11 protein-coding genes are annotated in these 14,661 nt (G+C 72.1%); 3 read left to right on the top strand and 8 right to left on the bottom strand.

The genetic code is table 11. From position 1 onward, the window contains the following. Nucleotides 1–29: 29 nt before the first annotated feature. From Vgi01_RS25635 to Vgi01_RS25625, 3 genes are all read right to left on the bottom strand, one after another. Nucleotides 30–722, bottom strand: a complete 693-nt coding sequence (locus Vgi01_RS25635; RefSeq protein ID WP_043722296.1) for a hypothetical protein — start codon at nucleotides 720–722, stop codon at nucleotides 30–32. After that, nucleotides 719–2,020: a type VII secretion protein EccE gene (gene eccE, locus Vgi01_RS25630; RefSeq protein WP_204292774.1), complete on the bottom strand. Its 1,302-nt coding sequence runs from the start codon at nucleotides 2,018–2,020 to the stop codon at nucleotides 719–721. Before eccE ends, Vgi01_RS25635 begins: the two co-directional genes overlap by 4 nt. Before the next feature lie 295 nt (nucleotides 2,021–2,315). Next, the gene (locus Vgi01_RS25625; RefSeq protein ID WP_204292773.1) at nucleotides 2,316–3,995 is read right to left on the bottom strand and encodes a right-handed parallel beta-helix repeat-containing protein; all 1,680 of its coding nucleotides are present in this window, start codon (nucleotides 3,993–3,995) and stop codon (nucleotides 2,316–2,318) included. A gap of 141 nt (nucleotides 3,996–4,136) precedes the next feature. Between Vgi01_RS25625 and Vgi01_RS25620 the strand changes: the two genes are divergently transcribed. From Vgi01_RS25620 to Vgi01_RS25610, 3 genes are read left to right on the top strand one after another with little or no spacing between them, the layout of a single operon-like run. Continuing rightward, nucleotides 4,137–4,520: a YwqJ-related putative deaminase gene (locus Vgi01_RS25620; protein WP_102659057.1), complete on the top strand. Its 384-nt coding sequence runs from the start codon at nucleotides 4,137–4,139 to the stop codon at nucleotides 4,518–4,520. Next, the gene (locus Vgi01_RS25615) at nucleotides 4,517–5,002 is read left to right on the top strand and encodes an SUKH-3 domain-containing protein (protein ID WP_204292772.1); all 486 of its coding nucleotides are present in this window, start codon (nucleotides 4,517–4,519) and stop codon (nucleotides 5,000–5,002) included. Before Vgi01_RS25620 ends, Vgi01_RS25615 begins: the two co-directional genes overlap by 4 nt. After that, complete coding sequence (locus Vgi01_RS25610; RefSeq protein WP_204292771.1) at nucleotides 4,999–6,285, top strand: SseB family protein; 1,287 nt, start codon at nucleotides 4,999–5,001, stop codon at nucleotides 6,283–6,285. Before Vgi01_RS25615 ends, Vgi01_RS25610 begins: the two co-directional genes overlap by 4 nt. 18 nt (nucleotides 6,286–6,303) lie before the next feature. Here the strand turns inward: Vgi01_RS25610 and Vgi01_RS25605 are convergent, their stop codons facing one another. The 5 genes from Vgi01_RS25605 to eccCa all read right to left on the bottom strand — a co-directional run bounded on the left by Vgi01_RS25605 (nucleotide 6,304) and on the right by eccCa (nucleotide 14,639). Further along, nucleotides 6,304–6,765 carry a hypothetical protein gene (locus Vgi01_RS25605; protein ID WP_204292770.1) on the bottom strand — a complete coding sequence of 154 codons (462 nt, stop codon included), beginning with the start codon at nucleotides 6,763–6,765 and terminating at the stop codon, nucleotides 6,304–6,306. Nucleotides 6,766–6,792: 27 nt separating this feature from the next. After that, nucleotides 6,793–8,052: a type VII secretion-associated serine protease mycosin gene (gene mycP / locus Vgi01_RS25600; protein WP_204292769.1), complete on the bottom strand. Its 1,260-nt coding sequence runs from the start codon at nucleotides 8,050–8,052 to the stop codon at nucleotides 6,793–6,795. A gap of 110 nt (nucleotides 8,053–8,162) precedes the next feature. Beyond that, nucleotides 8,163–9,893, bottom strand: a complete 1,731-nt coding sequence (locus tag Vgi01_RS25595) for a hypothetical protein (RefSeq protein WP_204292768.1) — start codon at nucleotides 9,891–9,893, stop codon at nucleotides 8,163–8,165. Between the two features lie 34 nt (nucleotides 9,894–9,927). Then, complete coding sequence (locus tag Vgi01_RS25590; RefSeq protein ID WP_102659051.1) at nucleotides 9,928–10,545, bottom strand: hypothetical protein; 618 nt, start codon at nucleotides 10,543–10,545, stop codon at nucleotides 9,928–9,930. 131 nt (nucleotides 10,546–10,676) lie between these two features. Then, on the bottom strand, nucleotides 10,677–14,639 hold the full coding sequence (gene eccCa / locus Vgi01_RS25585; protein ID WP_204292767.1) for a type VII secretion protein EccCa: 3,963 nt from the start codon (nucleotides 14,637–14,639) through the stop codon (nucleotides 10,677–10,679). Nucleotides 14,640–14,661: the final 22 nt, after the last annotated feature.

Here is a 14,661-nt window from a genome sequence, read left to right as displayed (position 1 = left end):
GACAGTGAATTCCGGAGCCGTCCGGCGGCTCAACCCCCGCGGGCGACCGGCCCGATCAGTTGCCGTTCGGTGCCGGTCATGCTGAGCATGACCCACTGCACCTTTCCCTTCGTGATCAGGCCGACCATTTCCGGATGGAGCTGGGTGAACCAGCTCTGCACGCTGACCAGGCCGAGGGCGTTCGCCGCGGTGGCCGCCTCGGGCGCGGTGAGTCGCTGGAGCACCACGATGTCGCTGCGTACCAGCACCTCGACATCCCAGCCGGCCAGGTCGTCGCGGACCACGAGGGTCGCCCGCCACGGCGCGCTCAGGTTGGTGTCCGGCCCGGTCACCGGGCCGGTGTCGATCACGACGAGCTGAGGCTCGGTCGGCGTCGCCGGCAGCGGTGGCGGCACCCCGGGCGGAAGGAACGAGGCGATCTCCCGGCCGATGACGCAGCGGCGCAGGAAGGCGTCCCACTCCTGCTCGCGAGCGGTCTGGATGAACAGCCGGGCACCGAGCGCCAGGGCCCGGAAGGCGAGCAGTTCCGCGGCGCGTACCCCGCCGGTCAACATCAGCCGGGTGGGCTCGGCCCGGAACAGCCGCAGGCCGACCGGCTCCTGCTGGCGATTGCGGCCCACCACCAGCCCGCCCCCGCCGGCAACCAGGCGCAGGCCGGCCACCGTGGGCCCGTCGGTGACGTGCAGGCCGATCCGGCTGCCCGGGAAGGAGACGGTGTTCACCGCAGGAAACCTCCGAGCGGCAGGGTGGCGGCGACGCCCCGGGCATGCTCGCCGTCGAGTCGTTGCAGGCGACCACCGTGACCACGGATCGCCTCGTGCAGCGCGGCGTCGGCGGCGGTCAGGGCGGCGGCGTCCGCACCGATCAACCGGAAGGCCACCTCCACCACGGCGTCGTCGGCACCCCCACGATCCGGTTCCCGGGCCACCGCGATCGACACCACGGCCGCCGCGGCGGGCAGCCCACGCAGCAGCGGGTCCACGTTCCAGACCCGGTCGGGCCAGTCGAGCAGCCGGTGGCAGCTCTGCGGAGTGCCCTGCGCCGACCAACTGCGCCACCCTTCCCGGGCCAACGGGCGGTCACCGACCACCGGCTCACCGGTCAGATGGGTCAGGTTGGCGACGGCGGCCAGCACCTCGTCGCGGTTGAGCAGACGGGCGGTCACCCGATCCTGGCGAAGCTGGCGTCGGGTCCGGCGGATCGCCGCGGTCAGCGCCGGCCGCAGGTCACGGTCGGCATGAAAATCGGGGGTACGGGGTGCCTGCAGCACCACCCACGCCTGCCGGCTGGCGGGCACACTGCCCTCGGTCAGCTCGCGGTACGCCCGCTCCACCGCCGCCGCGCGCACCCGGGGTGCCGGGGTGACCTGGATCAACACCTGCACCGTCACCGGTGGCGCCTGGGGATCGGTCGCCGGAAGCAGTGACACCGGGGGTGGCAGGGACTGCGGAGAGCCCACCAGCAGGGCACCCTCGGTCGGGTCGACCTCCAGCACGGCGCTGAGCCCACCCCGGTGGGTCAGCAGCACGGCGGGTTGGTCGTCGATCTCGACCTGTTCGAGCTCGACGCTGTTCTCAAGATGGGTGAGCAACTGCCACCGGGTGTCCGGCCCCGTCGCGGCGAGCTGCCGGCGGCGACGCCGATAACCCCACCAGAGGATCAACCACTGGTACATCCACCGACCGCGGTAGCGCAGCACGGTCGGGGCGAGCAGCAGCAGCACCGCAGCGCCGACCCCGACGGTCAGCAGGGTGCCGTGCCCGGCCGCGGCCAGCACCCCCGCCGCGCCGGCCTGCCAGGCGACCAGCTGAGCGACGTGGATGCCGGCGATGCGCAACGGTCGCCGGTAGGGGCGTACCACCGGGGCGGTCGCTGCCGTGGGCTGTGCCTGATCTGCCGGCGGCGCGGCGTCGGTCGCCGCAGTCCGAGCGGCCGGGGCGACCTGCGCCGCCTGCGCTGCTTGGGCCGCCTGCGCTGCTTGGGCCGCCTGGGCCGCTTGGGCGGCCTGGGCCGTCGACACGGCGGCCGACGTCGGGGTGGCGGCCTGGCTTCGGTACGCGGTGCCGACCGTCGCCCGGCCCTGTCCCCGCTGGGTGGCCCAGGCCTGTCCCGCGGTCCCACCGACCGTGGGTGCCGGAACGCCGGTCTGCTGCGCAGGGACCGCTCGCTGTGCCGGAACGCCGGTCTGCTGTGGAGGGACAGCGCGCTGTGCCGGCGGTGCCGTGTCCTCCGGCTGATGCTGCCAACCCGGATCCCCCGGTCGCGCCGCGCCCGGATGAGTCACCGCGCGCCCCTCCCTGACCGGCCCGACATGATCAACGGCCGATCGCGGTACGCACGTCGGCTACGGTCACGGTACGCAACTCGTCGAGACTGGGTCGCTGGCCGGACTGGCGCAGCCGCTGCGCCTGCGCCTTGCGTACGCCCTCGAACAGCTTGCGGGCCTCGCGGGCGTTGCCGAAGTTCTGGTCCCGCTCGATCGTGCCGAAGTGCTCCCGGAGCACGTCGGTCACGCCCTCGGCGAGCAGGTACTCGTCGCCACCGGCCATCCGCTCCACGATGACGACGAGCTGGTCGGGACTGTAGTTGCCGAACTCGATCGTCTTGGCGAAACGGGAGGCCAGGCCGGGGTTGGCGTCGAGGAACTGGAGCATCTCGCCGGTGTAGCCGGCGGCGATCACCGCGATCTCGTCGCGGTGATCCTCCATCAGCTTGACAAGCGTGTCGATCGCCTCCTGCCCGAAGTCACCGCCACTGCCGGAGGACCGGGACAGGGTGTACGCCTCGTCGACGAAGAGCACGCCACCGCGCGCCTGCTCGAACGCGGCGGCGGTCTTCTCGGCGGTGTGGCCGATGTACTGACCGACCAGGTCCCGCCGCGACACCTCGCGGAACGGGCCGCCGGGCAGCGCACCCAACGCGGCGAGCAGGTCACCGTAGATGCGGGCCACGGTGGTCTTACCCGTACCGGGCGCACCCGCGAAGATGAGGTGATGGCTGACCGCACCGACCGGCAGCCCGGCGCTGCGTCGCCACTCGTTGACCTGGATCTCGTCGATGAGGGCGCGGACCTCGTCCTTCACCGACTCCAGGCCGACCATCTGTTCCAACTCGGCCAGCAGCTTGTCCACCCGGGCGGTGTCCTGCGGGGTGGCGGCCCGCGCGGCGTCCGCACCGTAGGTCGCCTTCCGGCTCGCCGTACCCTCCACGATGGTCGGCGCGGCCCCCTCGGCGACCTCGATCGCCGGCTGGGCGGTGTTCTCGGTGGTGCACTCCTCTACCGTGCCCTGGCAGCCACGGGCGAAGGAGATCGCCGGCCCACGCGTGTCCCGGATCCGGCAGCGCCGCAGCACGGGGACGCTCTGGTGCACCACCGCCACCCCGGCGTGCCCGGTCTGGGAGATGTCGCAGGCCTCGATCGTCGGCCGACCGTACTGGTAGATGTAGATGCCTCGGTTGCCGCAGCGGGTCACCGTGCTGGTGCGGATCGTCGGGGCGGCCCCGATGCGCACGATGATGCCGTCCTCGCTGAGGTCGGCGAACTCGCAGCCCTCGACGGTGCCGTCGGAGTCCTCGACGACCAGGCCGTACCGCCCGCCGGTGACCCGGCAGCGGGTCAGGGTGAACTCGGAGCGGCCGGCCACCTGGATGGCCGCACCGAAGCCGGCGCTCAGTTCGCAGCCGCTCATGGTGAGCGTGGCCCGGTCGCCCACCACCACCGGCGCGTCGCCCGCCTTGAGCACGAGGTCGCGCAACTCCAGCCGACCCGAGTTGCAGGAAACCGTCGGGTACGCCCCGGAGGAGGCGTCGATGGTGACCGTTCCGACGCCCTGCGCGGCGACGACGGTGACCGCACGGTCGTTGACGAACAGCGCCTCGTAGTAGGTGCCAGGGCTGACCGAGACGACTGTGTCGTCGCCGGCCACCGCCAGAGCCTCCCCGATGGAGGGGTAGGCGCCGGGCTGATCCGGGGCGACGAGAAGGGTGCGCGTCATGACTCCGGGCTTCGTACGGCGATGAGGGGTTGGGCCGACGATATCCCAGCCGGTCCATGCCATGGAGCCCCGCTCGCTAGGCTGCGTCGGGCGCCCTGGTCGACTTCTGGTGCCGGGACACTCTCGACTGCGGGGGGACGGATGACCGAGCTGCGGACGCTGCCGCTGGTGGCGGGTGCACTGCTGGTCGACGGGACCATCCACACGCACACCTCCGTACGCGGCCGGACGGCACCGGAGTTGCATCCGATCGTCCGGCGGTTCCTGCACGGGCTGCCGGTCGGGCAACGGGAGCGGTTCACCGGCTGGTGCGCCGAGCCGGTGCTGATATCCGACCGGCTGTACGCCGCCGAGGCGGACGGGCCGCCGGTCGACGCCGCCCGGGCCCGCGCGCTGCTGTGGGGGGCGAAGGTGCGACTGACCCGGGTACGGGAGGAGGGCGACCCGCGGCACGGCGAGGTCCAGCCGCCCTGCCGATCGTGCGCCGCCCTGCTGGACTGGTGCGGTATGGAGGCGTTGACATGACCGAGCGCTTTCCGCCCCAGGTGGCCGAGATCCTCGCCGCTGCCGGCTGGTCACCCGGACGGCGCGACGAGGAGCGGGCCCGCGAGTGGGCGCTGCGCATCGCCGCCGACGCCACCCCCGACGGCCGCCAGCACGTCATGACGACTGCCGCGGTGCAGGCGTACGCCGAGTTCGGTGGGTTGCGGCTGCACCCGCAGGGTGAGGGTGAGCAGATCGCGCCGAGCGACATCCACCTCGACCCGTTCCGGGTCCGCCATTGCGTGGAAACGCTTGCGGAGTTGGCCTCGGTGACCGGGGCACCGCTCAGTCCGCTCGGTGAGGAGGGTGACGGCACCGGCATCCTCGCCATCGACGAGCAGGGCCGGGTGTTCGTGCTTGATCACACGGGTGACTGGTTCCTCGGGGAGAGTGTCGACGAGGCGCTCGGCACGCTGCTGCTCGGCCGCCAACCGTCCCGGGTACGCGAGGACGGCAGCTGGTGACCGACCCGCAACCGATCACCGCCACCGGCTGGCAACCGACCACCGTCACCGAACGCGAGCTGCTGGCCGCCGCCGAGCAGGAGGACGACACGGCATTCCTCGCCGCGCTCGCCTCCGGGCCGTTACTGCTGCCGGTGCCGGCGGCGGCGACCGCCGGAACGCCGGTGCCCTGGCCGACGGGGCACCACGAGGGCGTCACCCACGTGATGGCTTACACGTCTCCGGCGGCGATCGCCGCCGGGCTGCCCGGCCAGGACGTCACCTACCGGGTGTCGGTGCTGACCGACCTCGCCGTCGACTGGCCCGACGAGCGCTGGATGCTGGCCGTGAACGCCGGCCTGCCCATCGCCGTACGGCTGACCGCCGACGAACTCACCAGCCTCGCCGCCGCCCTGGTCGAGGCGGAACGGCCGCTGCGGGAGGCGGTCCGCCAACAGGATCCGGACGCCCTGATGTCCGCGCTGCTGCGGACCGAACTCCTGCTCCCCCTGCGGCCCGACGGGCCGGCGACCCGTGACCTCGGGGATCCCGATTTCCCCTGGTGGTGTCTGCCGGACGAGCAGGGCCGGCCGAGCCTGCCGGTGTTCACCTCGGAGGCCCGGCTGCGGCAGGCGCTCGGCGATCACGACCTGGTGGCGGTCAGCAGTCTCCAGCTCACCGAACACTGGCCGGACGCCTCCTGGCAGTTGTCGCTCAACCCGGAGACACCGCTGGCCGCGGCGCTGCCCGGCGAGGCGGTGCTGACCCTACGTGACTGGCTCGGCGAGCTGCGTCACGTCCTCGACGACGCCGCCGAGCAGGAGCGGACCCGGCGGGTGAGCGCCGCGTACGCCGACCCCTCGACGGTGGGCGTACCTGCGCCCCGCCCAGCGGCGGAGCCGACGGTCGACAACGTCGACGAGGGCCCCGATCCGGACGTCCCGCTGCGGCTGCAACTGGTCATCCCGCACCGCTACCTCGCGTCCTATCTCGACGACGGGTACGACCGCGCGGCCGGCCTGGTGCACGCCTGGTACGGCCCCGGGCGGGACACCCCGGTCCGGCTCTACCGGCGGCTGGGACTGCTCGGCCCGGGCTCGCCCTTCGAGGAGTCGGACGAGTGGGTGGCCGTGCTGCGCTGGCCGCCCGACGAGAGCACGCCGCCGGAGTGGGGCCAGGGGCAGCCGCGCATGGAGTCGTTGGCCGTCCCGGACGGTACCGAACTGCGCTGCCTGCACCAGGACGGCCGGGACGAGTTCCTGGCCCGCTTCGACGCCACCGCCCGCCGCTGGTCATCCGCCTGACCGGCCTGGACGTCGGGGTCAGCGCCGTCGGCCGGCGAACCAGGCGCGTGCCGGCGGGCTCTTGACCAGGGCCAGTGCCACGCCGGCCAGCCCGCCCACGACAAGTGGGGTGACCATCGTCGGCTCGAAGGTCAGTTTGCCCTGCACCAGCAGTACGACGATGACGACGACGAACAACCCGAAGGTGAAGCCTGCCGGCACGGCCAGCCCCTGTGCGCTGTCACCGGTCCACGCCATGAGTATCCCGAGCGCGGCGAGCAGCACCATCAGCAGCGCGATCGCGAGCACCCCCGCGCCGATGCCGACCACCAGGACGCGACCCAGCCCGGTGCCCTCGGCGGCAAGCATCGCCCGGAAGAAGGCGATGCCGGCGATCAGCCAGGTCACGATCGACGGCACCATCAGGACGACGGCAAGCGTGACGACGATCGGCCGTCGACCGGGCGGCGGCGGAGACGCTCCGGTCGGGGTGGTCGACATGGGTGTGACCTCCTGAGGTCCGATGGCTCAGCCGGGAGGCCGCCGCCAGACGTCGTCCGTGGTCTCCGCAGGCTGGCCCGGGTCGTTCGGCGGCCCATCGCCGAGAGCGGTTCCCACCGGCACGGGCTCGTGGTCGTGGTCGTCGGCGAGTGCGGCCTGTCGACGCCGCGACCGGTCGCGCAGCATCCAGACGGTGGCGACGCCCCCGCCGACGAGCACGACGAGGATGGCGGCCCACACGAAGATCAGGATGCCGTCCTCGCGTTCGCGAGGGTTGACCTGCCACGGTTCGAGTTGGGCCGACGGTGGGGCACTGGCCCGTGGGCTGGCCCGGCCGTCGGGCTCACCGGTCAGTGCCGTGCGCAGGTCGAGCACGCCCCACCCGTAGTCCAGGTCCCGGCCGGGGTCACCGGCGTCCCGGGCGGTCTCCAGCAGCCGCTCGAACAGCTCGTACGCGTTCAGGTCCGGGTACTTGGACTTGACCAGGGCCATGGCACCCGAGACGAGCGCGGCGCTGCTGCTGCTGCCGAGCGAGGTGACGTACTTGTCGCCAGGTGCGGCCTGGACGATGTCTTCACCCGGCGCGGCGATGCTCACCTCTTCGGCCGGCAGGGCGGCCTCCTTGCTGATGACGCCCTTGCGGTCGGTGCCGTTGACGGCGATCGTGGCCGGGTGCCGGGCCGGGTTGCTGATGATCATGTCCTCGCGGTTGCCCACGGCGGCGACCACCACCACGTTGCGCTGGTACGCCCGAGCGACCGCGCGGTCCAGTTCCTCGTTGAAGCTGCTGCCCAGCGACACGTTGATGATGTCCGCGCCGTTGTCGACCGCCCAGTTGATCCCGGCGGCGAGCGCCGTGGGTGCGATCAGCGGGCTCCGCTCACTCTTGATCGTCACCGGCAGGATCTTGGCCTTCGGCGCGACGCCGAGCACCCCGTCGCCGCCGCCCGGCCCATGTCCGTGCCCGGCGATCAGCGACGCCATCCCGGTGCCGTGGCCCACCCGGTCGACGCCACCCTTGGTGTCGTCGTCGTAGAGATCCGCGCCGGGCAGCAGGTTGTTCTTCAGGTCCCGGTGTTTCGCGTCGACCCCGGTGTCCACCACCGCCACCACGACACCCTCGCCCTGGGTGATCTTGTGCAGCTCGGGCAACTCCAGGGCCTTGACGTGCCACGAGTTGTCGCGGGTGGAATCCGCCAGGGCCGGTGCCGCGGGCAGGGTCAGCACCGCCAGGGCACTCACGGTGCTGAGCGCCAGGACGGCAGTCGGTCGGGTGAGGACACGCATGCCCGTCCTACCTTCCTTTGTGGTTCGTTCGTCGCGGGACGGCCGAAAACGGGCGTTCACCGCATGGTACGGGCCAGTCACCGATGCTGCGGTGACTGGCCCGTCCGTGTTCAACTCTGGCCGAGCGTCCTGCCCTGCTCCCGAGGCCGGTGCTCCGCCGGTGCCTCGACGACCCCGACGGCGGAGGACTCGGTGACCCACAGTTCGTCGTCGCCGTCGCCGTACTCCCAGGTCTCCTGCTCCAGGTCGTGCTGGGCGCCCTTGCGCGGGCCAGGTGCGGCCGCAGCGCCGCGCCGGCCGCTGAGCGACGGACCCGGCCCGGTGGTCGGTGCCGGCCGTGGGGCACCGGTACGACCACTCAGAGCGGGCCGACCGGCACTGCCCGGCGCACCCGGACCGCTGGCCCGACCACCCGGCGGGGTGGCGGGGCGGCTGCCGAGCGGCCCGCCCGCCTTGGACGGGGTGCCGGGGGTCGCACCGCGTTGACCACCGAGGCTCGGCGGTGGCACGGCGGGCCGACCCGAGGCTGCGCCCCGCTGGCCGGACGGTGCCGTGGAGCCCGGTAGACGCGGGCTGGACGGTGGCGGGCTGGCCGACGGCTTCGGGCGAAGCGCACCGGTGCCAGGACGCCCGGGGGCACCCGTGTTGCCCGGCAACGTCGGACGGTTCGGTGCGGGCCCACGCCGGCCGCTGGCCGGCGCGCCGGAGCCGCCGCCCGCACCGGGCAGCGTCGGACGGTTCGGTGCGGGGCCGCGACCACCACCCGGCCCGGAAGCGCCACCCGAGCCCGGCAGGGTGGCCCGAGGTGCGTTCGGCCGGCCACCCGGGTTCGGCGTGCCCGGACTGCCGCCGCCAGGCCGTTGTCCCGGCGGCACCACCGGCGGTACCGGCGGGCCGGGTGTTCCGGGCGCGTTCGGCGCGGCGGTGACCGGCGGCGGGGTGGGCGCGGGTCCCGGCGGAGCCACGGTTGCGGTGCCACCGGCGAGGTCGACGCCGTCGGGCAGCGTCGGCGCACCGGGCTGCGGCGGCCGAGCACCCACCTCCGGCTGGGTCGGTTGCTCCGGCCGGTTCGGCATCTCCGGCCGGTCCGGCCGCGTGCCCCGCGCACCCGGCGGGACGGCACCCGGCCGGGTCGGGCCGCCGGTTCGCCCCGGGCCGCCGGGTGCGGTCCTGCCGTCGAAGAGGGCCGCCTCGGTCGGGCCCTTGAACTTGCCGCCCCGCGAGATGTTCGAGATGTACACGTCGATGTACATGTCGGCGAGCGGCTTGGTGATGTTCTTGGCGCGCTTGTGGAACTCCTTCTGGACCTCCTCGTACGACTTGTGCTTGTCGCCGAAGATGTCGCTGAAGGTGATCTTGGCCTTGTCCTTCTCGTAGACGTCCTGCTGATGCTGCTGCTCGGCCTTGTACTCCAGCCAGAGCTGAGTCATCTCCCGCTGCGTGGTCGAGATCTTGCGCGCCAACTGGTCCAGACCTGTGGCGTTGCTGCTGGCCACGTTCTTCCACTCGTCGAGCGAGTGCAGGGTGGCACCCACCTTCGACATGAAGACCCGGGAGGCGGGAGAGTTCCACCTGGCGCCGAGCGCGTCGGCGTGCCGCTTGAGGTTGTCCCTGGTCGACTCCAGCAGACTCGCCGCCCGCCGCCACATCTCGGCGAGCGCCACGGTGCGCTCGTCACTCTCCTTGCGGACGTACTCCCACATCTGCTCGATGGTGACGCCGTCCCAGTCGGTGGGCTGGTACGGCGTCGCCTGGGCCGCGCGGTCGGCTGCGTAGTCATCGCGCATGCCCCCGTACGCCGGGTAGCTGATCGGCCTGTAGCCGTAGTAGTCGTCGGTCATCCCCGCTCCTCAGGTCCCCCGCTCCTGGCAGCCGTCATCGCAGGTTGGACTGGTCCAGTCGGAATTCCTCGCCGTGCATGCGCTGGTCCTCGGCCTCGATCTGGTACGCGCCCGGACCCTCACCCACGGTGTCTCCCGCGGCCCACTTGGGTGCCTGCTCACGGGTGTCCTCGGTGGGGCAGGAGTCCATCCCGTGGTACGGCCCGACGACCTCCGGATTTCTCGCCTGCTCGGGGATCTTCTCCATCGGGTCACCCTCCTGCTGCCACTTGCCGCTGAGGGTGTTCTGGCCGTCCACCGCGTTGAAGGCGTTGTACACGTCGTCGTTCGTGGCCTCGGCCATTGCGTCGCCCAGCAGGTATTCGCCGGAGATGGAGGTGGCCGCCGCGCTGAGCGCGGTCAGACCCTTGATCACATCGCCCATCAGGTGCGACACGGCCATCCGGCTCTCGTCGTGCCGGCCCCGGAAGAACGCGGCCTCTTTCATCCCGCCGCCGCCGAAGGGCGCCTGCACGGTGAGCATCGGTTGCAGACCGTTCTCGAAGCTGGGCTGGAAGTTGGTGTCCAGCTCCTTCTGAATGGCCCTGGCGAAGTCCTGCAACTGGTTGACGTCGACGTCGATGTTCTCGTTGACGAGCCACTCGCCGCCCATGGTCCCTCCCCCGTCCCGCTCACACGGTGCTGGCGCGGCCGACCCGAACTCCGGCTACCGGAGCGACCCGACCGCGTACCGTAGGTCCACTCTGGCCGACGGTAGTCCGGTCGGGCAACCCCGTACGCCGCCTATGCACGAGGCGGAAGATTCACCAACTGCACCAGTCGGGTGCCACCCCGTCGGGACACCAGCCAGCCGCGACCCGGCGGCAGCGGTCCGGGCCGTACCGTGCCGAGCAGCACACCCTCGTCGCGGTTGCCGGACATCACGATGCCGGGGGTGCTGATCTCCCGCAACCGCATCAGCACCGGCTCGTAGAGCGCCCGGCTCGCGCCGCCGGTGCGGCGGGCGATGATGAGGTGCAGACCGATGTCCCGGGCCTGGGGCAGGAACTCCAGCAGGGGTGTCAGTGGGTTGCTGCCCGCGCCGGCGACCAGGTCGTAGTCGTCGACAAGCACGTACAGGTCGGGGCCCTTCCACCAGTCCCGGGCCCGCAGCCGTTCGGCGTTGATGTCCGCCGGCGGCAGCCGGTCCCGCATCACGGCGGCGACCTCGGTGACGATGCTCTCGGTGATCTGCGCCGTCGAGCCGTACCCGATGACGTGCGGGGTCTCGATGTCGCCCAGCAGGCTACGCCGGTAGTCGACGATGACCAGCCGCGCCTCGGTCAACTCGTGGCTGTCGACGATGGTCTGCGCCAGCGCCCGCAGGAAGGTGCTCTTACCCGACTCGCCGTCGCCGAAGAGGATGAAGTGCGGGTCGGCGGTGAAGTCCAGGTGCACCGGCGCGAGGTCGACCTCGGCGATGCCGATCGGGATCCCGGCCTGCCCGGTGTGCGGCAGGCTGCCGTACGGGACGTTCGGCGGGAGCAGCCGGATCGGTGGGGCACCCGGGCCCTGCCAGGCGGCAGCCAGGTCGGTGGCCAGCTTGCGGGCCCCCTCGGGCAGTGTCTCCGTTTCCTGCGCGCCGTCGATGCGCGGCAGCGCCGCGAGGAACTGCTGCCCGTCCGGCGTGATGCCGCGCCCCGGTGCCTTGTCCGGCACGTTGAGCGCCGCCCGACGGTCCAGGTTGGAGTCACTGGCGTCGGCCAGCCGCAGCTCCAGGCGGGTGCCGAAGACGTCCCGTACGGCCGGGCGGAGGTCCATCCAGCGGCCGGCGGTGACGATCAGGTGGATGCCGAAGGACAGCCCCCGGTTGGCGATGTCGTTGATCGTCGGTTCCAGGTCCTCGAACTCCGCGCGCAACGTCGCCCAGCCGTCGATGATCAGGAAGACGTCGCCGAACGGGTCGTCGCCGTGCTGTCCGTGCCGACGGGCCCGCCGGTACTCGGCCATCGAGTCGACACCCCGCTCGGCGAAACGCCGCTCCCGCTCACCCATCAGCAGTTGCAGCTCGGCGACCGTACGCCGGACCAGGCCCGCGTCCAGCCGGGTCGCCACCGAACCGACATGGGGCAGGTCCCGCAGCGACGACAGTGCGCTGCTGCCCAGGTCGAGGCAGTACACCTGGGCTTCCCGGGGAGTGTGGGTCAGCGCCAACGAGGTGACCATGGTGCGCAGCAGGGTGCTCCGGCCGCTCTGCGGCCCGCCGACGATCACCGCGTGGCCGGCCGCGCCGGCCAGGTCGAACCAGAGCACGTCCCGGCGCTGCTCGAAGGGCTTGTCGACGATGCCGACGGCCACCTGCAACTCGCCGAGCAGACCGGCGTGCGCCACGGTCACCCCACGGGCCGGGTCGGCGGTCAGCGGCGGCAGCAACTGATCAAGCGTCGGCGGCTCGGCCAGCGGCGGAAGCCACACCTGGTGGGCCGGCTTGCCCCGGCCGGCGAGCCGCCCGACCAGGATGTCCAGCACGCTCTCACCGACCCCGTCGGCCGGCTCGGGCGGCTGCTCCTCCTTCGGCGTACGGGTCACCGGCGGGGCGACGTAGCTGGTGGTGTACTCGCGTACCCGGTCCTCGCCGTCACCGGCCGCCACCGCCGCGGCGGTCTTGCTGCGGTAGGCGCCGGAAACGTACGCGGCCTTGAACCGGACCAGCGGCTCGGTGCCGAAGCGCAGGTACCCGTGCCCGGGAGAGCGGGGCAGTTCGTACGCGTCGGTCGCGCCGAGCACCACCCGCGACTCCATCGCCGAGAAGGTCCGCAGACCGATCCGGTACGACAGGTGGGTGTCCAGCCCGCGCAGCCGCCCCTCCTCCAGCCGCTGCGAGGCCAGCAGCAGGTGCACGCCGAGCGACCGACCCACCCGACCGATCTGCACGAACATGTCGATGAAGTCGGGCTTCGCGGTGAGCAGCTCGGAGAACTCGTCGCAGATGATCAGCAGGCTCGGCAGCGGCGACAGCGGAGCGCCCGCCGCCCGCGCCTTCTCGTAGTCGCGCTGGGAGGCGTAGTTGCCCGCCGACCGCAGCAACTCCTGCCGGCGGACCAGCTCGCCGTTGATGGCGTCGGTCATCCGGTCCACCAGCGGCAGCTCGTCGGCCAGGTTGGTGATCACCGCGCTGGTGTGCGGCAACCCGTCCAGCCGGGTGAAGGTGGCGCCACCCTTGAAGTCGACAAGGACGAAGTTGAGGTTCTCCGACGAGTGCGTCGCGGCCAACGCCAGCACCAGGGTGCGCAGCAGCTCGGACTTGCCGGAGCCGGTGGCGCCGATGAGCAGCCCGTGCGGGCCCATGCCGTCCTGCGCCGACTCCTTCAGGTCCAGCTCCACCGGCCCACCGTCGGCACCCACCCCGATCGGCACCCGCAGCCGGTCCCGATTGGGTCGCGGCTGCCAGGCCCGATCGACGTCGAACTCGTACGGGTCGCCGATGTCGAGCAGATCGGCCAGGCCCAACTCACCGGTCAACGGGGTGTCGCCACCGCCACGGGAGGCAGCCGACAGCCGCAGCGGGGCCAACTGCATGGCCAACGCCTCGATCTCCGCCACCTGGCAGTCGTCGGCCCGACCGATCTGCGCCGAACCGTCGACGGTGACACCGTGCAGCTGACGATCCGCCGCCACGTCCAGCACCAGGCGCGCCCGGTCGAACATCCGGGGTGCCGGGCTGGACAGGTCGAGCAGGGTCACGCCCTCGACGCCGCCGTCGGTCATCAGGTGATCCGAGCCCGCGGTGTCGCCCCCGTCGATGATCACAAGTACGTGCGGCCCGCCGACCTGGGACGATCCGCCGCTGGCGTTGAACCGGGGCCGGCTGGCCAGCACGTCGTCGAGCATCGCCTCCAGGCCGGTCACCGAGGACGACACCAACCGCAGTTGACCGAGCGCGTCCGTACGCGACGGGTGCAGCGCGTGCGGCAACCACTTCGTCCACTCCCAGTCGGCCCGGCGCTCCGCGGAGACGCAGACCGCGACGAGCATGTCGTCTGGGGCGTGGAAGGCCGTCGTCTGGGCGAGCAGGGACCGCACCAGGCCCCGGGCCGCGTCGATGTCGCCGCGCAGGTGTACCCGGGCGAACCCGTTCAACGCCATGGTCACCGGCAGGTCCGGCACCTCGCCGTACGTGGTGAGGAACCGGCGCAGCGCCAGCGCGCACATCGGCTCCAGCTTCTCCAGCGACGTGGCCGGTGGCGGCACCAGCGGAGTGGCCAGTTCCTGCGGCCCGAGTCCGATCCGGACGGTGGCGAAGTCCACGTCGCCGCGTCGCCGTTCCCACAGCCGGGGCCCCAGCGGCAGGGACCAGAGCGTGTCCGGATCCGGGTGCCGGTAAAAGGCGGCCTCACGCTGCCGACGGACCGTCTTGAGGACGCGTCGGCGCTGCCGCGACAGGTGCGCCATGTACTCCCGGCGCTTCTGCAGCATCTCCTGCTTACTCGGGCCGCCGGAGTTGTTCGTCAGCTGCGCGCCGAGCATGCCGATGGCAGAGAGTCCGAACAGGCCACCTGTGACATAGCCGAGGGTCGAGCCGCCGCGACCGGCGAACATCAGGGCCATCGCGAAGGAACCCGCGAGCATCGGCAGCAGCATCATCATCTGCCCCCACGCCTTACCGCTGGGTGCAGGCACCTCCGGTGGTGCTTCCAGGAGCACCTCGCCGGAGGGATACTCCGGTTCCGGCTGTCGGGCGGGTCGTTTGACGACGACCGTGCTCACGTGACAGACCTCCGTTGCCTCT

The organism is Micromonospora gifhornensis, from assembly GCF_016863515.1.
GTDB classification, from domain to species: Bacteria; Actinomycetota; Actinomycetes; order Mycobacteriales; family Micromonosporaceae; genus Micromonospora; species Micromonospora gifhornensis.
The sequence above is the reverse complement of the archived record's forward strand: the minus strand, read 5'-3'. Positions and strand labels throughout refer to the sequence as shown.

Excerpts from the sequence above, each read along its gene's own strand:
- Vgi01_RS25625 (WP_204292773.1), bottom strand. The coding sequence starts at position 3,995 with ATGACGCGCACCCTTCTCGTCGCCCCGGATCAGCCCGGCGCCTACCCC.
- Vgi01_RS25620 (WP_102659057.1), top strand. The coding sequence starts at position 4,137 with ATGACCGAGCTGCGGACGCTGCCGCTGGTGGCGGGTGCACTGCTGGTC.
- Vgi01_RS25615 (WP_204292772.1), top strand. The coding sequence starts at position 4,517 with ATGACCGAGCGCTTTCCGCCCCAGGTGGCCGAGATCCTCGCCGCTGCC.
- Vgi01_RS25605 (WP_204292770.1), bottom strand. The coding sequence starts at position 6,765 with ATGTCGACCACCCCGACCGGAGCGTCTCCGCCGCCGCCCGGTCGACGG.
- mycP (WP_204292769.1), bottom strand. The coding sequence starts at position 8,052 with ATGCGTGTCCTCACCCGACCGACTGCCGTCCTGGCGCTCAGCACCGTG.
- Vgi01_RS25595 (WP_204292768.1), bottom strand. The coding sequence starts at position 9,893 with ATGACCGACGACTACTACGGCTACAGGCCGATCAGCTACCCGGCGTAC.
- Vgi01_RS25590 (WP_102659051.1), bottom strand. The coding sequence starts at position 10,545 with ATGGGCGGCGAGTGGCTCGTCAACGAGAACATCGACGTCGACGTCAAC.